Annotated in this window: 14 protein-coding genes; 3 read left to right on the top strand and 11 right to left on the bottom strand. The window is 60.5% G+C overall.

Going from position 1 to position 16,455, the window contains the following annotated elements:
- Window positions 1–15: 15 nt before the first annotated feature.
- Entirely contained in the window at window positions 16–1,149 is a 1,134-nt protein-coding gene (locus GGD50_RS05795) for a citrate synthase (RefSeq protein WP_107108050.1), read from the top strand.
- 55 nt (window positions 1,150–1,204) lie between these two features.
- Here the strand turns inward: GGD50_RS05795 and GGD50_RS05790 are convergent, their stop codons facing one another.
- On the bottom strand, window positions 1,205–1,576 hold the full coding sequence (locus GGD50_RS05790) for a VOC family protein (RefSeq protein ID WP_107108049.1): 372 nt from the start codon (window positions 1,574–1,576) through the stop codon (window positions 1,205–1,207).
- Between the two features lie 35 nt (window positions 1,577–1,611).
- The gene (gene tehA, locus GGD50_RS05785) at window positions 1,612–2,613 is read right to left on the bottom strand and encodes a dicarboxylate transporter/tellurite-resistance protein TehA (RefSeq protein ID WP_107108048.1); all 1,002 of its coding nucleotides are present in this window, start codon (window positions 2,611–2,613) and stop codon (window positions 1,612–1,614) included.
- 358 nt (window positions 2,614–2,971) lie between these two features.
- On the opposite strand from tehA, the gene gnd reads away from it, so the two are divergent.
- Window positions 2,972–3,997, top strand: coding sequence for a phosphogluconate dehydrogenase (NAD(+)-dependent, decarboxylating) (gene gnd, locus GGD50_RS05780; RefSeq protein WP_107108047.1), 1,026 nt, complete (start codon window positions 2,972–2,974; stop codon window positions 3,995–3,997).
- 67 nt (window positions 3,998–4,064) lie between these two features.
- On the opposite strand, the gene GGD50_RS05775 is transcribed toward gnd, so the two are convergent.
- The 5 genes from GGD50_RS05775 to GGD50_RS05755 are packed head-to-tail and all read right to left on the bottom strand — an operon-like array spanning window position 4,065 to window position 9,553.
- Window positions 4,065–5,291 (bottom strand): molybdopterin molybdotransferase MoeA, encoded by a 1,227-nt coding sequence (locus tag GGD50_RS05775; protein ID WP_107108046.1) that lies wholly within the window; start codon window positions 5,289–5,291, stop codon window positions 4,065–4,067.
- Window positions 5,292–5,294: 3 nt separating this feature from the next.
- Window positions 5,295–5,789 (bottom strand): cyclic pyranopterin monophosphate synthase MoaC, encoded by a 495-nt coding sequence (moaC, locus tag GGD50_RS05770; RefSeq protein ID WP_107108045.1) that lies wholly within the window; start codon window positions 5,787–5,789, stop codon window positions 5,295–5,297.
- A 1-nt stretch (window position 5,790) separates the two neighbouring features.
- Window positions 5,791–6,606 carry an indole-3-glycerol phosphate synthase TrpC gene (trpC, locus tag GGD50_RS05765; RefSeq protein WP_107108044.1) on the bottom strand — a complete coding sequence of 272 codons (816 nt, stop codon included), beginning with the start codon at window positions 6,604–6,606 and terminating at the stop codon, window positions 5,791–5,793.
- Window positions 6,607–6,618: 12 nt separating this feature from the next.
- The gene (trpD, locus tag GGD50_RS05760) at window positions 6,619–7,635 is read right to left on the bottom strand and encodes an anthranilate phosphoribosyltransferase (protein WP_107108043.1); all 1,017 of its coding nucleotides are present in this window, start codon (window positions 7,633–7,635) and stop codon (window positions 6,619–6,621) included.
- 25 nt (window positions 7,636–7,660) lie between these two features.
- Window positions 7,661–9,553 carry a peptidylprolyl isomerase gene (locus GGD50_RS05755; protein WP_107108042.1) on the bottom strand — a complete coding sequence of 631 codons (1,893 nt, stop codon included), beginning with the start codon at window positions 9,551–9,553 and terminating at the stop codon, window positions 7,661–7,663.
- A gap of 180 nt (window positions 9,554–9,733) precedes the next feature.
- On the opposite strand from GGD50_RS05755, the gene GGD50_RS05750 reads away from it, so the two are divergent.
- Window positions 9,734–10,015 (top strand): hypothetical protein, encoded by a 282-nt coding sequence (locus GGD50_RS05750; protein ID WP_107108041.1) that lies wholly within the window; start codon window positions 9,734–9,736, stop codon window positions 10,013–10,015.
- A gap of 16 nt (window positions 10,016–10,031) precedes the next feature.
- Here the strand turns inward: GGD50_RS05750 and GGD50_RS05745 are convergent, their stop codons facing one another.
- From GGD50_RS05745 to GGD50_RS05730, 4 genes are read right to left on the bottom strand one after another with little or no spacing between them, the layout of a single operon-like run.
- A complete protein-coding gene (locus tag GGD50_RS05745) occupies window positions 10,032–10,523 on the bottom strand; it encodes a hypothetical protein (protein WP_107108040.1) in 492 nt (163 codons plus the stop codon).
- A 41-nt stretch (window positions 10,524–10,564) separates the two neighbouring features.
- A complete protein-coding gene (locus GGD50_RS05740) occupies window positions 10,565–11,926 on the bottom strand; it encodes an HlyD family type I secretion periplasmic adaptor subunit (RefSeq protein ID WP_107108151.1) in 1,362 nt (453 codons plus the stop codon).
- Between the two features lie 5 nt (window positions 11,927–11,931).
- On the bottom strand, window positions 11,932–14,256 hold the full coding sequence (locus GGD50_RS05735) for a type I secretion system permease/ATPase (protein ID WP_107108039.1): 2,325 nt from the start codon (window positions 14,254–14,256) through the stop codon (window positions 11,932–11,934).
- A 25-nt stretch (window positions 14,257–14,281) separates the two neighbouring features.
- The gene (locus GGD50_RS05730) at window positions 14,282–16,300 is read right to left on the bottom strand and encodes a hypothetical protein (protein WP_107108038.1); all 2,019 of its coding nucleotides are present in this window, start codon (window positions 16,298–16,300) and stop codon (window positions 14,282–14,284) included.
- Window positions 16,301–16,455 lie beyond the last annotated feature (155 nt).

Raw genomic sequence — 16,455 nt, 5'->3', positions numbered from 1 at the left:
TCAATATGAGGAACCATGAGCTGGCTGACGACAGAGCAGGCTCTGACCCTGCTGGGCACCAAATCGCAGACGCTTTACGCCAATGTCAGCCGCGGCCGCATCCGTGCGAAACCCGATCCGGCCGATACGCGGCGAAGCCTTTATTTCGCCGATGACGTCAAGCGGCTGGCGGCACGCCACGCGGGGCGACGAAAAACCGAGCTCGTGGCAGCCGACGCCATTCAGTGGGGTGATCCCGTATTGCCTTCAGCATTGTCGACGATCTCGCATGGCCGGCTGTTTTACCGTGGGCAGGATGCGGCGAAGCTCGCTGAGCATGCGACGCTGGAAGAAGTCGCGCTGCTCCTATGGGACATGAAGCGGCCTTTGCGTTTGGGAGGGAAGGGCGCCCATAACCGGCTACCGACGCTCACGACCGCCTTTGCTGCTTTGGCCGAACGCGCCCCAACGGACCTGCCATCGCTTGGACGATCGTTGCCAGCGCTGCAAACCGAAGCGGAAAGCGTATTCGGTACGGTCGCCGATGCTCTGGCACCCGGCCCATCTCATTTGCCGCTGCACCAGCGCCTTGCTGAAGTGTGGAACCGGTCAGATGCCGGCGAACTCATCCGCTGTTCTCTCGTGCTTCTCGCCGACCACGAACTCAACGCTTCGACTTTCACGGCGCGGATCACCGCGTCCGCGGGTGCGACACTGTCGGCCGCGGTACTTTCGGGCCTGGCGACACTGACAGGGCCGCTGCATGGCGGCGCCTGGCAAAGTGTGCGTTCACTGATGGACCGGGCCGCTGCGATCGGCGCAGAAGAGGCGGTCCGAAGCTATCTCGCAGAAGGGCGGCCGCTAACGGCGATCGGTCACCGGCTCTACCCCGATGGCGATGCACGCGCTCAGGCACTGCTTGCCTGCTTTACGCTGCCGCCTTTGTTCGCAGAGGTTCGCAACGTGGCCGAAGAGCTGGTTGGAGAACGCGTCAACGTTGATTTTGCGCTGACGGCGATGGCATCGGCCTATCATCTGCCCCAGGACGCACCGCTGATCATCTTCGCGCTCTCCCGCACCGTCGGGTGGTTGGCACACGCCATGGAGCAATCCGTAAGCGGTCACCTCATCCGGCCACGCGCGCGTTACGTCGGTCCGCCGGTGGAGTGATCGGCGAGCGCCTGCGCCAGGAAAGTCGATCCGGGCAGGTACTCCACGGATAGGCTCAAGTCACCGGCAAGCGACAAACGGCCTCTATGTTGTGTCCATCGGGATCAAAGACAAAAGCGCCGTAGTAGTCGGGATGATAGTGAGATCGGATGCTTGGCCTTCCATTGTCCAACCCGCCTGCCGCCAATGCCGCTTCATAGAACTGATCGACGATGGCTCTGCTTTGAGCCGTGAAGGCAACGTGCACGCCAGTTTGGGATGCGTCCCGATGTCCTATCCAGAAAAAGGCCCTCGGCCTGATCCCATATCCCGCAAAAATTACGCCGTCGCCATATAAACGTTCGATACCAAGAGGAAGCAAGGCCGCGTCGTAGAAGGCCTTCGACCGTTCCACATCGCGAACTCCGATTGTAACATGATCCAGCATATCCACTCCTGACTCTCCGGTACGCTCCAATCGGGTCAACGCTGCCCAATGGCGCCGGTATTTTGACGCGACAGCTCAGCCCAGCCGATGGTCAGTTTGCGATTGGTGATCAGCCAGATCGTCGCGAGCGCGATCAGTCCCACGGCGATGTTGGCAGCGATAAAGAGGATCGGCGCAAGCTGTGCGACGGGACCAGCATCACCGCGCTCGATCAGGCGCAAGGGTGCGGTCGCAAGTGCTGTCGCGCCGAAGGTGAAGGCCCAATAGGCAGGGCTGAAAGCCTCCTTGCTGATCCACGGCAAGAGGCGCAGCATGATCAGAGCCTGCAGGACGCCATAGCCGATCATGGCGTGCACCAGCAGGTCGGGCGGCCCTTGCGTGACGCTGATATAGGCGACCGCGCCGACAGCCGGAGGCGCAAGCTGAATGCCGAGTGTCGGGCGCAGCGGCGGCGACAATGCCGGCGCCGTCAAAAGCCGATGCAGCAGCGCGGATTCGATCGCCAACCATGCGAAAAATCCGGCGCCGAAGAAGAGCTGACCCCATTCGGGAAAGCCGAGGGCTGATGCGACGATGGCAGTCACGAAACTTCCGGCCACGCTTGGCAGATAAAGCACGGCGGTCGTGGCGGCGACGTCACGCTCGCCCTGCCAGAGACCGCCGGTTCGCCAGACCGAAAAGGCAAGCGTATAGATGGCGCCGAGGATGAACAGGGTTTCAGCACCGACGCGGGAATAGGGCAACAAGCTACCCGCCACCAGCATGGTGGCGACCCCTACGAGGCCAATGAAACAGCATTGCACAGGATGGACCACTTCCTTCAATGCCTCTTCACGCGCCACCGCCCATTTCAGCACGTAAAGCACGATCAGTATTGCCCAGACAGCGACCGAGACGAAGACGATCGTCTCACCAATTGCCGCCGGCAATTGCCAGACACGCGTTGCGGCCCGCCAGGCATTGCCGAGACCGGAGAGGCCAAGCACTATGCCAAAGAATGCAGCCGGAACGAGCGGCAGTTTCAGGGGAGTGGCCATGGTGTCTCCTTTGACGACGGACGTTAAACGCCTTGGTAGACGAGCTGCGTGAGGAAAACCGGATCGATCGGGAACTTACCCCATTTCGCATCGAATTGCGCCTGTGCGTCTGACGAAAATGGGGTGTCGAATTTTGATAATTTCGTCGAAATAGCCGTTTCTGTTCAAGCCAGAGAGGCACGATCGCGCTAACAAGAAGGCAGGGGCAGCGATGGCATATCACAGATGCGTGAGCGCGGCGCTTTCAGCCCGATCCAGCGCGCCCGCATGGCTTGCTCGTCATTTGTTCATTGGCAAATATGGCGAAATGTCTTTATGGAGTTTTCAAACCGATTAAACCCCTCCTAGGAGACTACACATGCAAATCGGAATGATTGGCCTTGGCCGTATGGGCAGCAACATGGTGCAGCGTCTGATGAATGGCGGCCACAGCGCCGTCGTTTTCGATGCGCGTCCGGAAAGCATTTCGGCGCTTGAGCAGCTCGGCGCCACCGGCAGCACGTCGCTCGAAGATTTCGTATCAAAGCTCTCCCGCCCGCGCGCCGTCTGGCTGATGCTGCCGGCTGCGATCGTCGACAAGGAGCTGGCCAAGATCGTTCCGCTGCTCGAAGACGGCGATATCGTCATCGACGGCGGCAACTCCTATTATCATGACGACATCCGCCGTTCCGAAGAGCTGAAGCCGAAGGGCATTCACTATGTCGACGTCGGCACCAGCGGCGGCGTTTTCGGCCTGCAGCGCGGCTATTGCCTGATGATCGGCGGCGAAAAGGCGACTGTTCAGCACCTGTCGCCGATCTTCGCAACGCTCGCACCGGGCATCGGCGACGTCGCCCCGTCGAAGATGCGCTCCGAAGCTGCCTCGAGCGTCAGCACTGCCGAGCAGGGCTACCTGCATTGCGGCCCGTCCGGCGCCGGCCACTTTGTCAAGATGGTTCATAACGGCATCGAATACGGCCTGATGGCCGCTTACGCCGAAGGCTTCAACGTGCTGCGCCATGCCAATGTCGGCCTGCAGACCACCGAAGCCGACGCCGAAACCGCGCCGCTGTCGCATCCGCAATATTATCAATACAACCTCGACATCGCCGAGATCAGCGAAGTCTGGCGCCGCGGCAGCGTCATCACCTCCTGGCTGCTTGACCTCACGGCCGACGCGCTGCATGGCGACGCCGCGCTGTCGCAATATGCCGGCCGCGTATCGGATTCGGGCGAAGGTCGCTGGACGATTTCGGCTGCAATCGATGAAGGTGTTCCGACGCCGGTTCTCAGCGCCGCGCTTTATGGCCGTTTCGCCTCGCGCGGCAATGACGACTATGCCAACAAGGTGCTGTCGGCCATGCGCGCAGGCTTCGGCGGCCACCACGAGAAGCCGGCGAAGTAATTCGCTCTTTCGATTTGATAAAATTCATGCCGGGCGGCCCAAACTGCCCGGCATTTTCATATCCGGCTTAGCTTATCAGATCCGGGCGCAGCAACAGAACCGGGCAGGGCGACCCGGGAGCAAGCTCGGGCGTGCGCGCCGGGCGGATGATGAGGCAATCCGAGCGGGAAAAGACCTTCATCATCGAAGAATCCTGCTTGGAAAAAGGCTCGGCGAGCCAGCCGCCATCTGCTGATTTCGTCAGCGTTGCGCGAATATAATCCTGGCGCTGATCGTTGGCGGCGAGCTTCACCGCAGTCCGCGCCATGGCTTCACGCTTCACCGGCGGCAAGGAGGCGAGCTTGCGGATCAGCGGCTCGAGGAACAACAAACCGCAGACGAGACTGGAAACCGGATTGCCGGGCAATCCGAGGATATGGGTTTCGCCGAGACTGCCGACCATCAGCGGCTTACCGGGACGCATGGCGATACGCCAGAAATCAAGCTGCATGCCGGCGGCGAGCATAGTTGCCTGCACTAGGTCATGATCGCCAACCGAGGCGCCCCCGAGCGTGACGATGACATCGGCCTTCGCCACCTGCGCCCGGCCGATCGCCGCGGTGATTTCCGCCTGATCGTCCGGGACGATGCCGAGATCGAGCACATGGGCGCCGGCGCTGCGGGCAAGAGCCGCAATGCCGAATGTGTTGGATGCAATGATCTGCGAGGGACCGGGCTCACTGCCGGGCGTCACCAGCTCATCGCCGGTCGCGAGGATCGCCACCAGCGGGCGGCGGTAGACATCGAGTGCGGGGTGATTCATGGCGGCGGCAACCGTCAGCCGTGAGAAATCCATCACCGTGCCCGCCGGAAGCACCGCTTCGCCTTCGACAAAATCCTGGCCGCGCGGGCGGATGTGCTGCCCCTTGCGCAGAGGATAGGTCGTGCGAATGCGATCGTCCTCCAGCCGTTCAGCGTCTTCCTGCAGCAACACGGTATCGGCTCCGGCCGGAACCGGTGCACCGGTGAAGATGCGCACCGCTTCGCCCTTGCCAAGCGTACCCTCGAATGCATGGCCCGCGGCAGAAACACCAGTCACGGTCAACTCCGCTCCCGGTTCAGCAGCATCCTCGAAACGAAGCGCATAGCCATCCATGGCCGAGGCATCGAAAGGCGGCTGCGTGAGGCGTGCCATGAGGTCCTTGGACAGAACCCGGCCTTCGGCCATGTCGAGCGATACGCTTTCGATGCGATGGAGCGGCGTTGCGCTATTCAGCAGGCGCTCTTGGGCATCGGCGACGGGTAAAAGGCTCATGTATCAGGCCTCCGGATGACGGAAATCGCCGGATTTGCCGCCGGACTTTTCCAATAGCCTGATACCGCCGATTTCCATCGTCCGATCAGCGGCCTTGGCCATATCGTAGATCGTCAGGCAGGCAACGGAAACCGCCGTCAGCGCCTCCATCTCAACGCCCGTGCGGCCGGTGAGCTTTGCGGTGGCAGTCACGCGCAGGCCGGGCAGGGTAGCATCTTCGGCGATGTCGACCGTGACCTTGGTCAGCATCAGCGGATGGCAGAGCGGGATGAGATTGGCGGTCTGCTTGGCGGCCATGATGCCGGCGAGCCTCGCCGTGCCGATGACATCACCTTTCTTGGCATTGCCTTCACGGATCAGCGACAGCGTCTCGGGCTTCATTTTCACATGGCCTTCGGCGGTCGCGATGCGGGTCGTTTCGGCCTTGTCGCCGACATCGACCATATGAGCTTCGCCGGAGGCGCCGATATGGGTAAGAACGGCTTTGTCTGCGCTCATTTCACTCGGCCGCCAGAACGCCGGTTTCACCTGTGAGCAGCGCATGTGTTGCTGCCGCCACGTCGTCCTTGCGCATCAGGCTCTCGCCGACGAGGAAGGTGGTGATGCCTACGGTCTCGAGACGCTTGCAGTCGGCATGGGTGAAAATACCGCTTTCGCCGACCAGCAGCCGGCCTTCGGGAACCATGGTGGACAGGGTTTCGCTGACCGTCAGGCTGACCTCGAAGGTACGCAGATTGCGATTGTTGATGCCGACGAGTGGCGAGGACAGCTTCAATGCCCGCTCCATCTCCTCGGCGTCATGCACTTCAACCAGCACATCCATGCCAAGGCCGAAGGCCTCATCCTGGAGGCGCTCGGCGTCGCTGTCGGAAAGAGAGGCCATGATCAGGAGAATACAGTCGGCGCCCCAGGCACGAGCCTCGTGCACCTGATAGGTTTCGAACATGAAATCCTTGCGCAAGGCCGGCAGGGAGCAGGCGGCGCGGGCGGCGGTCAGGCATTCCGGTGCGCCCTGGAAGCTTGGGCTGTCCGTCAGCACGGAGAGACAGGCTGCCCCGCCCATCTCGTAGGCCTTGGCCAAGGCAGGCGGATCGAAATCGGGACGAATCAGCCCTTTGGACGGGCTCGCCTTCTTGATCTCGGCGATCAGACCGAAAGCGCCGGCGTCCCTTTTGGCGACGAGTGCCTTATGGAAGCCGCGCGGCGCGGACTGGCCGGCCTGCATCGCCTTGAGGTCGGCAAGCGAGACCTTGGCCTTGGCGGCGGCGATCTCCTCGCGCTTGTAGGCTTCGATCTTCTGGAGGATATCGGTCATGATGTCCTAATCCTATTCTTCGGCGTTGGAGACGGCGATCAGCTTTTCCAATGCAGCCGCGGTCGCGCCGCTATCGAGCGACTGAGCTGCGAGCTTCATGCCATCATGAAGCGTTTCCGCCTTGCCCGCAATCACTAGGGACGCCGCGGCATTAGCGAGCGAAATATCGCGATAGGCGTTCTTGGCACCGCTGAGCACGTCGCGGAGCGCTGCCGCATTGACGGTACCATCGCCACCCTTGAGGTCTTCGAGAGAGGCATGCGGCAGGCCAAAGTCCGCAGGGGTCAGCTCGAAGGTCCGGATCTTGCCGTTTTCAAGTGCTGCCACCGAGGTCGTACCGGTCGTGGTGATTTCGTCCAGACCGTTGCCGTGCACGACCCAGACGCTTTCCGCATTCAGATCCCTCAGCACCTCGGCGAGCGGCACGACCCATTGCGGCGCGAAGACGCCAAGCAGTTGCCGACGCGCGCCGGCCGGATTCGACAGCGGCCCCAGCAGATTGAAGATCGTGCGCGTGCCAAGCTCGACGCGCGAAGGGCCGACATGGCGCATCGAGGAATGATGCAGTTGCGCGAACATGAAGCCGATGCCGGCCTCGCGAATGCAACGGGCAATCACCTCGGGACCAATGTCGAGCTTAATGCCCAGCACGGATTGCGTATCGGCCGTCCCGGCCTTGGAACTTTGGGCGCGGTTGCCGTGCTTGGCGACCGGTACACCGGCGCCCGCCACGATGAAGGAAGCGAGCGTCGAGATATTGTAGGTGCCGACGCCATCACCGCCGGTGCCGACGATATCGATCGCATCCGCCGGTGCTTCCACCGGCAGCATCTTGGCGCGCATCGTCGTGACCGCGCCGACGATTTCGTCGACCGTCTCGCCGCGCACGCGCAGCGCCATCAGGAAAGCGCCAATCTGCGAGGGCGTGGCTTCGCCCGACATCAGGATATCGAATGCCTGACGGGCCTCGTCCCGTGTCAGCGCCTCGCGGTTGGCGACCTTGGCGAGGAAAGGTTTCAAATCAGCCATCGGCTATCGATCCTCCCGACCGGGCCTAGTGAGACATCGCCTGTTCGGCGAGGCTCTGGTTGACCGTGACGCTGTACTTGGACTGCAGGTCGCTGACGATCTGGTCGAGAATGTCGTCGCCGGCGGCGTTGGCAATCTGGGTCGCCTGCTGATCGGCATTGTCCAATGCATCCGTCGTCGGATTGTCGTTGACCTCGGTGACCTTCAGGAGGATCTGCGTCGTGTCGTCGGCGCCGACAGCATTGGCAGCCGTGTCGACCGGGCCAGAGAAAGCGGCAGCGACGCCACCGCGACCGAGAACGGGATCGTCCGTGGTGCGGGTCATGTTAGACTTGTTTTCGACCGCAATACCGAGCGGCGCGGCGATGTCGGCAAGCGACTTGCCCTTCTGCGCCTCCTGCTTCAGCTCGACCGCCTTGGCGGCGAGCGCGATCTTCTGCTGCTCGGCAGTCCAGTCGGCAACGGCTTTGTCATGCACCTCGGAAAGCGGGCGGTCGTGGTCAGGCGTGATGCTCAGCACGTCGTACCAGACATAGCCATCGTTGCCGACGGCCACAGGTGCAGCATTGCCGCCCTGGTCCGCCTTGAAGACTTCACCCAGCAATTGCTGCTTGGCCGGCAGGTCCTTGACCTCGTTGCCGGCTTGGTCGAGGCCGGTGGCGTCGATCGAATCGACGGTCACCATCTTCAGCTTCAGTTGCTGTGCGGCTTCCTGCAGCGACGCACCCGAACCGCGCAAGTCTTCGAACTTGTCGTGAGCGCTGGTGATTTCATCGGCGGCATTGTTGAGCGCAATCTGCTTGCGAATGTCTTCCTTGACTTCGTCGAAGCTCTTCGCCGTCTCCGCCTTGACATTGGTCACGCGCAAGATCACCGGGCCGAACGAACCATCGACGACGGGCGTGGTGCCGCCTTCCTTGGCAACGGCAAAGGCGGCCTGGGCGATCGTTTGATCCGGAACCTGATCCTTGGTGAAGGTGCCGAGCAGCACGTCGGCGGGCTTTTTGCCCTGATCGGTGACCAACTGATCAAATGTCGAGCCCGTCTTCAGCGCGTCGGCTGCAGCGTTGGCGAGGTCCTTGTTGGCGAAGGTGAGCTGCTCGATAGTGCGCGTTGCCGGCGTCGTGTAGCTGTCCTTGCGCTTCTCGAACTCGGCACGAACCGCATCGTCGGTCACGCTTGCGGGATCGGCGACATCATCGGCCTGCAGCTTTACGTAGGCGAACTTGCGGTATTCGGGCGCGCGGTACTTCGACTTGACGCCGTCAAACCATTTCGACAGCACATCCTCTGCCGGAGCCTTGATCGGGTCGATATTGGCGTTGGTCAAAAGCAGATAATCGATGCTGCGGTTTTCATCATGATATTGCTTGACGGCCTCGACCAGAACCTTCGGCGCGGTAAAGCCGTTGGAGACCGCCTCGACGATCTGACTGCGGATCGCAACCTTGCTGCGCTCCTTGATGTAGTCGTCGGGATTGATGCTGCTGTTGCGCAGCAGGCTCTCGAATTTCTGTCGGTCAAAGGCGCCATTCGGCGCCTTGAATGCCGGATCGTCGCCGATAAGCTGGGCGAGGCGATCCTGCGACAGACCGAGATTCATATCGCTGGCAAGCTGATCGAGCGAAGCGCCGGCAACAAGCTGCGCGACCGTCTGCTGTCCGATGCCAAATGCACGCGCCTGCTCCGGCGTGATCTGCATGCGCAATTGCTGGCTGATCGCCTGGATCTGGCGACGATAGGCGAGGCGGAATTCATTGGTACCGATCTGCTGATCGCCGACCGTTACGACGGTGTTGCTGCCGCCTCCGCTGATGAGCGAACGCTCGACCCCCCATATGCCGAAGGCCGCCGCCAGAATAAGCATCAAGCCCTTGGCAACCCAGGTCTGGGCGATTTTTCTCAACACATCGAACATCGGAAGGCAAACCTCGTCATGAATACCGTCTTCGCCCGCGGGCGAAGCAATCGGAGTTCCTTAGAACAATCCGAACCGGAATTGAAGAGCCACCAAGGAAATCACCCGGCTGGGTGCTGCGAACCCGGAACCTTTGCCAGGGATCGACGTTGAAAGCTGAGGGAAACAGAGGAGCCGACGATGGCCGAGACGAAAACCGCTTCCGCCCAATCTGCTGCAGCACAGGCCCAGGCTGAAACCGCTGTCGAAGACCTTAACCTGCAGATCGCCGCGCTTCGGGAGGATCTGGCGAAGCTCTCGCGCAGCATGGCCGCGGTCGGGCAGGGCGCAAAGTCGGTCGTCACCGAAGAGGCTCAGGAAATAACCGATCAACTGCGCGAAAGAGTTCGCCAGGAGCCGATCTTCATGGTCGCGGCAGCCGCAGGCATCGGTTATCTGATTGGCCTTCTTAGCCGCCGCTAGGTGGCTAGCCCGTATTCTAAAGCTCGTCGTGAAAAGTTGGGCTGGCGCGGATGAAGGCCCAAAGCGCCTTGCTGATCTCGACGATCTCCTTGATCGAGCTTTCCAGCCTTTCGATTTCGCGCAGATCCAGTTGCTCGACCTTGCCGTATTTGACGTGCCGGTCGTCTTCTACAAGACGCATGAGCTGCGTGCTCGAGATTTCGCCGTTTTCATCGAAGGAATAGATGCAGTGATTGTATTTGTTGCGCATCTTCGATTCCCGCTTCAAGCGACCCATCAACGCCAGGACTGCGTGGCTGTCTTCCGCAGGTGTCGAGGATAGCTTCGCCAGACGCTCGACCAGATCGATGCGCGCGCGCGTCGTGTTAAGCGTCAGGAAGACGATGATGGCCGCGTCCTTCTCCACCCTCAGCAGATGCGCGATGATGTAGATCAGCAGGCTTTCGGTATTGGTCCAGACATAGTTCAGGCGGCCGACGCGAAGCAGAATATCGGACATTGCAGGCATGGCGCGGTCCTATGCTCAACTCATCGAAAGGACAAACTCATTCACCGCTCTCTGAAGGCGCGCGACATGCTGTCGACCACCGGCTTGGAGAGATATTCGAAAAAGGTGCGTTCGGACGTCTGGATCAAAATATCCGCAGGCATACCGGGTACAGGCTTGAAGCCCGGAATGCGTTTGATCTCCTCGCTCGGGATCTGGACGCGAACAACATAGACATCGCGCTGCGTCGAACCGGAATTGTCCTCGATCGAGTCGGCGGAGACGTAGAACACCTTGCCGTTCAGAACCGGCGTCGTACGCCGGTTGAGCGACGACAGGCGGATAGAGGCGGATTCGCCTTCGCGCAATTGGTCGATCGAGGTGCGCAACACCTGTGCCTCGATGATCAGCGGCACGTTGTTCGGCAATATCTCCATGATCGGCTTGCCCGTCGTGATGACGCCGCCGGCGGTATGATAGTAGGAGCGGATGACCGTGCCGCTGACCGGCGAACGGATGACGGTGCGGTCGAGCACGCCCGCGGCCTCGCGCACCTGCTCGCGTACGCTGTCGAGATCGGATTCGGCCGTTTCCAATGCGTCGAGCGCTGCCTGCTTGTTGGCGTTGATGGCAATGATCGCCTCCTGGCGGTACTTGGCCACCTGGGCTTCGTTCTCGTTCAGCTCAGCGTCGATGCGTGCAAGGTCGCCCATGGCGTCGGCGACTGCGCGCTGCACGGCCAGAAGGTCGGAACGTCTGACGACGCCGATATTGGCAAGCTTTTCTTTCGATGCCTGTTCATCGGTCAGAAGCTTGAGCTGCGTCACGAAGGCATCCCGCTGACCCTGATATCCCTGGGTGCGATATTCGAGCGAGCGGATGTTCTTTTCGATAAGGTTGAGCTGTTCCTGCAGCTTGGATTGCTTGCTGTGGAAGACGACAACCTGGCTCTGGATGAGTGCGGTCACATCGGGATCGTCGGCCTCCGCCGTGACGATATCGGGAACCTTGAATTCTTCATTGCCCTGGGCTTCGGCTCTCAAGCGGGCGACCACCGTTTCCAGCCGTAGCCGCCTCAGCTTCAGCGCCCGATCATTGGCGAGCGCCGCCGTCGGATCAAGGGTGAGCAGGATATCCCCCTCCTGCACGACCTGTCCTTCGCTCACCATCAGCTCCTTGATGATGCCACCCTCGAGATGCTGAATGATCTTGTTATTGCCGGTCGCGACGAAGCTGCCTTGAGCAATGACGGCCGAGGCGATCGGCGCGGTCGCGGCCCAATAGCCGAAACCGCCGAAAGAGGCGAACAGGATCGCCAGACCCGAGACGCTGTAGAGCCTGATGGACCGCGGCACTTCGCTGTACCACTCGATTTGCCCGGTTTCGTTGTCCTCTTTCTTTTTGCCCTTGGTTCTCCCGAACATGGCGTTCACCCTTCGATCCTTGCCGCCGGCCGATTGCCGATCTCGTTATTAGGCTTATTGCTCAGCGTTCTCAGCACCTCGGTGCGCTCACCGAACAGCGCCACCGATCCGTCCTTCAGAACCAGGATCTTGTCGACGCATTGCAGCAGGGCAGGGCGCTGGGTGATCGTCACCGTGGTGATGCCCTGCTTCTTGGCGTGAATGAGCGCGCGGGCGAGGGCAGCCTCGCCGGCGGTGTCGAGATTGGAATTCGGCTCGTCGAGGACCACGAATTTCGGATTGCCGAAGAAGGCGCGGGCAAGCGCAATGCGCTGCTTCTGCCCGCCGGAAAGCGGCGCGCCATCGGCGGCAACCACCGTTTCATAGCCCTGCGGAAAAGTGGCGATCAGCTCGTGCACATCTGCAAGGACGGCCGCCTCGTAGATCAGCCGGTCGTCGACATCGTCACGCATGCGGCAGATATTGGCCTTGATGGTGCCCGGAAAGAGTTGCACGTCCTGGGGCAGGTAGCCGATGCTCTCGCCGAACTGGCGCTGGTCCCAGTTGCGCAGGTCCATCAGATCGAGCCGCACATTGCCCGAGGTCGGCAGGATCGAACCCACCAGCATCTTGCCGAGCGTCGTCTTGCCGGAACCGGAATTGCCGATGACGGCAAGCGATTCTCCCTTTTTCAACGAAAAGGAGATGCCGTTCAAAACGACCCGCTTCTGTGGCGGCGGAACGAAGAGGATGCGCTCCACATCGAGCCGTCCTTCTGGATTGGGCAGGCGCAGCCGCGGGAAATTCAGCGGCGAGTTCAACAATAACTGCTTGATGCGGCCGTAGGCGGCGCGGGAATGGTTGAACTGGTTCCAACCCTCGATCGCCCCTTCGACCGGCGCCAGGGCTCGGCCGGAGATGATCGAGGCTGCAATCACCATGCCGCCCGTCAACTGACCGGAAAGCGAGAGGTGCGCGCCCCAGCCAAGTAGGGTGACCTGCGTGATCAGGCGGCAAGCCTTGGTGAGGCCGGAAAAGACGATGTTGCGGTCCTGGGCGGCCACCTGCGATTTCAACGATCCTGCGGTCTCACGCCCCCACATTTTCACCGCTTCGGGGATCATCGCCAGGGCATTGATGATCTGCGAATTGCGCGCCATGGAATCGAGATGGAAATTGGCGCGGCTGACGAAGGCATTGGCTTCGGCAAACTGTTTCGCCGTCATCTTTTGATTGAGATAGGCAATGATGAACAGCACGGCACAGCACGTCATGACGATCACGCCAAGGTGCGGATGCACGAGATAGACGACGACGACAAAGAGCGGCATCAATGGTGCGTCGAGGAAGGCAAGCAGCGTACCCGAAGTCAAAAAGGACCGGAGTAGCTGGAGATCGGCAAGCGTTTGATAGTCACGGCCGTTGCCGTTCAGGGATGCGCGGGCGGCCGCGCTCAAGATCGGCGCGCCGAGCTGCACTTCCAACTCGACCGCCGTGCGCATCAGGATGAAGCGGCGCACGGAATCCATGATGACCTGCAGGAGAATGGCGCCGACGACGGCGATGGTCAGCATGACCAGCGTATCGATCGAGCGGCTGGTCAGAACACGGTCGGAAATCTGGAACAGATAGATCGGGATTGCCAGCACCAGAATGTTGATCGCCAAGGTGAAGATCATCACGATCAGCATGTTGCGCTGAACGACGGAAATGCCTTGGCGCAGGCTGGCGGCGAAGTTGATAGGCTGGGCGCTGCGTTTGTGAAAGATGCTGCCGTCATTGCCTCCTCCACCACCACCTTTGCCGCTTTCGCCATTGCCACCTTGACCGCCGCCGCCAAGCGACCGGCGCTCGTTCTCACGCACGGGGCCGGTATCGCTGTCGATCGTGCGAGCTAAAGGCCGAGCTTGGCTCACCTTCATCTCGGATTTTGGCATCTCGGGTTTTGGCATTTCCGCTTCCGGCGCCCGGAGTGCCGGTTCGATCACGGGCACCGGATCGACCTCCGGAGTGGGCGATACTACTCTCATTTCGATCTCGGTCGTCGATGTGGCGGACCCATCCTCAACCTTCGTCACAACGGAAAACGCCGCAGGCGGCGCGGGGACAGTCTCAGTCTCCGTGGCGGGCGCAGGCGTTGCATCCAGTATTTGCGGTTGGGAAGGTGAGGGAGATGCAACAGCAGCCTTGGGCTCGCGCCGCAACCGCTTCAGGCTATCCACGGCATCCTCTATGGCCGCCATATAGGAAGCGGTGTTGCGCTCAGCAGCGCGCTCATCCTCGCTGGATGGCAGCGACGTCAGGTGCAATGTTCGGCTTTCCATCATGCTGAGCTTGGAAAACTGGTTCATCAGATGCGCCCCCTACTGTCTCCGGCTACGTGACGGTTTGCATGACGTCGCCGACAGTGCCGTTGTGCCAGGATATGTCGTGGCCGAGATCGATGGTTTCATTCTGCGTGGGCTGTGAATCGTGATCGCCAAGGAAAGCGATCGCTTCATTGGCCAACGGTTGGCTCTGCTGCTGGTTCGCATTGGTGGTCTGCTCATGATCGACCAGCCCGCCCTGGATAAGGACGGTATCGGAATAGAGATTGCCGGCGACGTAGGTCGTATGACCGACGCTGTCGTAATCGGTGATACTGGCGATGTTGACCAAGGCATTGCTGCCGGTGTCGATCGATACGGTGGCGTTCTGGTTGTTCGCCACCACATCGCTCGCCACCTGATGCACGATGTCGGAATCGCCAACGACGTTGATCTGCTTGATAACGTTGACGTCGAAGAAGTTGCCGGTGATGTAGAGAACGTTCAGCGCTTCCTGACCGGCGAAATTCGAGTCATGGGCGAGGCCGTCCGGTATTTCGTTGGTGTGGTTCTGGATATTCTTGACCGTGTCGTTGACGAAATCGGGCATCGCAGTGAAGCGATCCGACAGGCCGACATTGCTGATGGAGGCGAGGTTCCAGAGCAGATTGCCGCCGGTCTGAACATGCTCGCCGCTTTGAGTGGTGGTCACCACGTCATTGTCGTAGAGCACCGAGATCTGGCTGATCGAATTGATGTCGAACGCGTGTCCGCCGACAATCATCAGATCGTACTGCATGCCGAGACCAAAATAGGAGGCGAGGTCGAGCAATGTATTGCCGCCGGTCAGCAGCGTCGTCTCGGCACCGGTGGTCGTCACCCGCATCGTGTCGTTGTCCGAGAGGAAATTATATTGTTCCGTCCAATGCAGGAACGAGACGTCGCCCTCGATGACGCTGACACGCCAGAAGCTCGGGAAAGCCGGATTGCCGTCGTCGGAATGTTCTGGTGTCGCGGCCGCCTGAAATTCGCTGTGCTGGAAAACGGCGATGTTCCTGCCGATCGTCAAGGCGCTTTGCGAAGACTGGTCGTCATTGCCTGAAAGGCAATCAACTTTATCATTGTCGCTGTAGATATAGCTCTGTGAAATCGCGTCGATGGAATGATAGTCGCCCATGACGGCCATGACGTGCGAAATGATATTCGTGTCGACGATGTTGACGAGGTTTGCGACGATATTGCCGCCGGCCTCGATGTTGAGGGAATTCGGACCCGGTCCTGTCTGATGAACAACCCCGTCCGTTCCTTCGGTGTCCGTTTTTGCCAGACCGCGATCCGGCATGGAGTCTTCGAGATATGGCGCGCTCGTGACCTGCACGCCGTTGACGAAGACGCCGTCAAGCTCATTGCCGGCAATCGCCAGATAGTGGCTGCCGTCGGGGTCTTGGATGTAGGTGCCGCCGCTTTCTTCGATGGTTTTGGCAAATGCGTGCAGATCATCGTTGAGCTTTATCATGCCCTCGTTGCTCTCTGGCCGCTGGAGAGAAGCAAAGGGTGAAAGTTCCTCGGCTTTCACGGTCGCCTGGCCCAGCCAGTCGTAGACGTCGGAGACATCGCGGATGATGTGGTGGGAAGAATTCGTCATGTCGAGCACGTCGTCGTCGCGCAAGACATTGGCCTGCACCACATGGGTGACCTCCGAACCAGGACCCACGTAGACGTCAAGTTTTCCAGGCAGAGTCGCAGGCTGGAATTCGATCTCGGAGGGGCGGTGAACGACGGAGACCTCCACCGGGGCCAGGCCTTCATGATCGTGCATGCGCTCGTGATAGGGATTGTCGTGCGGATGTATGTAGCCAGCACGGAAGTAATAGGGCGAGTCGATGTATTTCACCTCGGGCGCGTAGTCGACCACCGTCAACCCGGAACTAAAATCATCCTTTGCCAAGGTCGGGTCCGGCTGTTCCTCCGGTTTGTCCTCCGGCAATGTCGCATCGGTGTAGTTCAGCCGCAGACGCAGATCCTCGATCTGCGTGTCGAAGAGCCCAATAAAATGGGCGATGATCTCCGAAATTTTTTCCGCGTGCATGAATGGTCCCCCAATTTTCCGAAACGCCTGGCCTATCCGGGTCGATGCCGCCGCTGCCGACGGCTGTCATTTCAAGGAAATCCAGGTTCAAGCCACGACATGTGCACCGGCCTGTCCTCCGGCCGGTGCACATAACGCGTGGCTCTCGCTTCGAA

The organism is Martinezella paranaensis (assembly GCF_014200235.1).
Lineage (GTDB): Bacteria > Pseudomonadota > Alphaproteobacteria > Rhizobiales > Rhizobiaceae > Rhizobium > Rhizobium paranaense.
Note: the sequence above shows the minus strand (reverse complement) of the source record. Positions and strands in the feature narration are given on the sequence as shown.

Bases quoted from the DNA above. Each gene is read 5' to 3' on its own strand.
- GGD50_RS05795 (WP_107108050.1), top strand. From the start codon at position 16: ATGAGCTGGCTGACGACAGAGCAGGCTCTGACCCTGCTGGGCACCAAA.
- GGD50_RS05790 (WP_107108049.1), bottom strand. From the start codon at position 1,576: ATGCTGGATCATGTTACAATCGGAGTTCGCGATGTGGAACGGTCGAAG.
- tehA (WP_107108048.1), bottom strand. From the start codon at position 2,613: ATGGCCACTCCCCTGAAACTGCCGCTCGTTCCGGCTGCATTCTTTGGC.
- gnd (WP_107108047.1), top strand. From the start codon at position 2,972: ATGCAAATCGGAATGATTGGCCTTGGCCGTATGGGCAGCAACATGGTG.
- GGD50_RS05775 (WP_107108046.1), bottom strand. From the start codon at position 5,291: ATGAGCCTTTTACCCGTCGCCGATGCCCAAGAGCGCCTGCTGAATAGC.
- moaC (WP_107108045.1), bottom strand. From the start codon at position 5,789: ATGAGCGCAGACAAAGCCGTTCTTACCCATATCGGCGCCTCCGGCGAA.
- trpC (WP_107108044.1), bottom strand. From the start codon at position 6,606: ATGACCGATATCCTCCAGAAGATCGAAGCCTACAAGCGCGAGGAGATC.
- trpD (WP_107108043.1), bottom strand. From the start codon at position 7,635: ATGGCTGATTTGAAACCTTTCCTCGCCAAGGTCGCCAACCGCGAGGCG.
- GGD50_RS05755 (WP_107108042.1), bottom strand. From the start codon at position 9,553: ATGTTCGATGTGTTGAGAAAAATCGCCCAGACCTGGGTTGCCAAGGGC.
- GGD50_RS05750 (WP_107108041.1), top strand. From the start codon at position 9,734: ATGGCCGAGACGAAAACCGCTTCCGCCCAATCTGCTGCAGCACAGGCC.
- GGD50_RS05745 (WP_107108040.1), bottom strand. From the start codon at position 10,523: ATGCCTGCAATGTCCGATATTCTGCTTCGCGTCGGCCGCCTGAACTAT.
- GGD50_RS05740 (WP_107108151.1), bottom strand. From the start codon at position 11,926: ATGTTCGGGAGAACCAAGGGCAAAAAGAAAGAGGACAACGAAACCGGG.
- GGD50_RS05735 (WP_107108039.1), bottom strand. From the start codon at position 14,256: ATGAACCAGTTTTCCAAGCTCAGCATGATGGAAAGCCGAACATTGCAC.
- GGD50_RS05730 (WP_107108038.1), bottom strand. From the start codon at position 16,300: ATGCACGCGGAAAAAATTTCGGAGATCATCGCCCATTTTATTGGGCTC.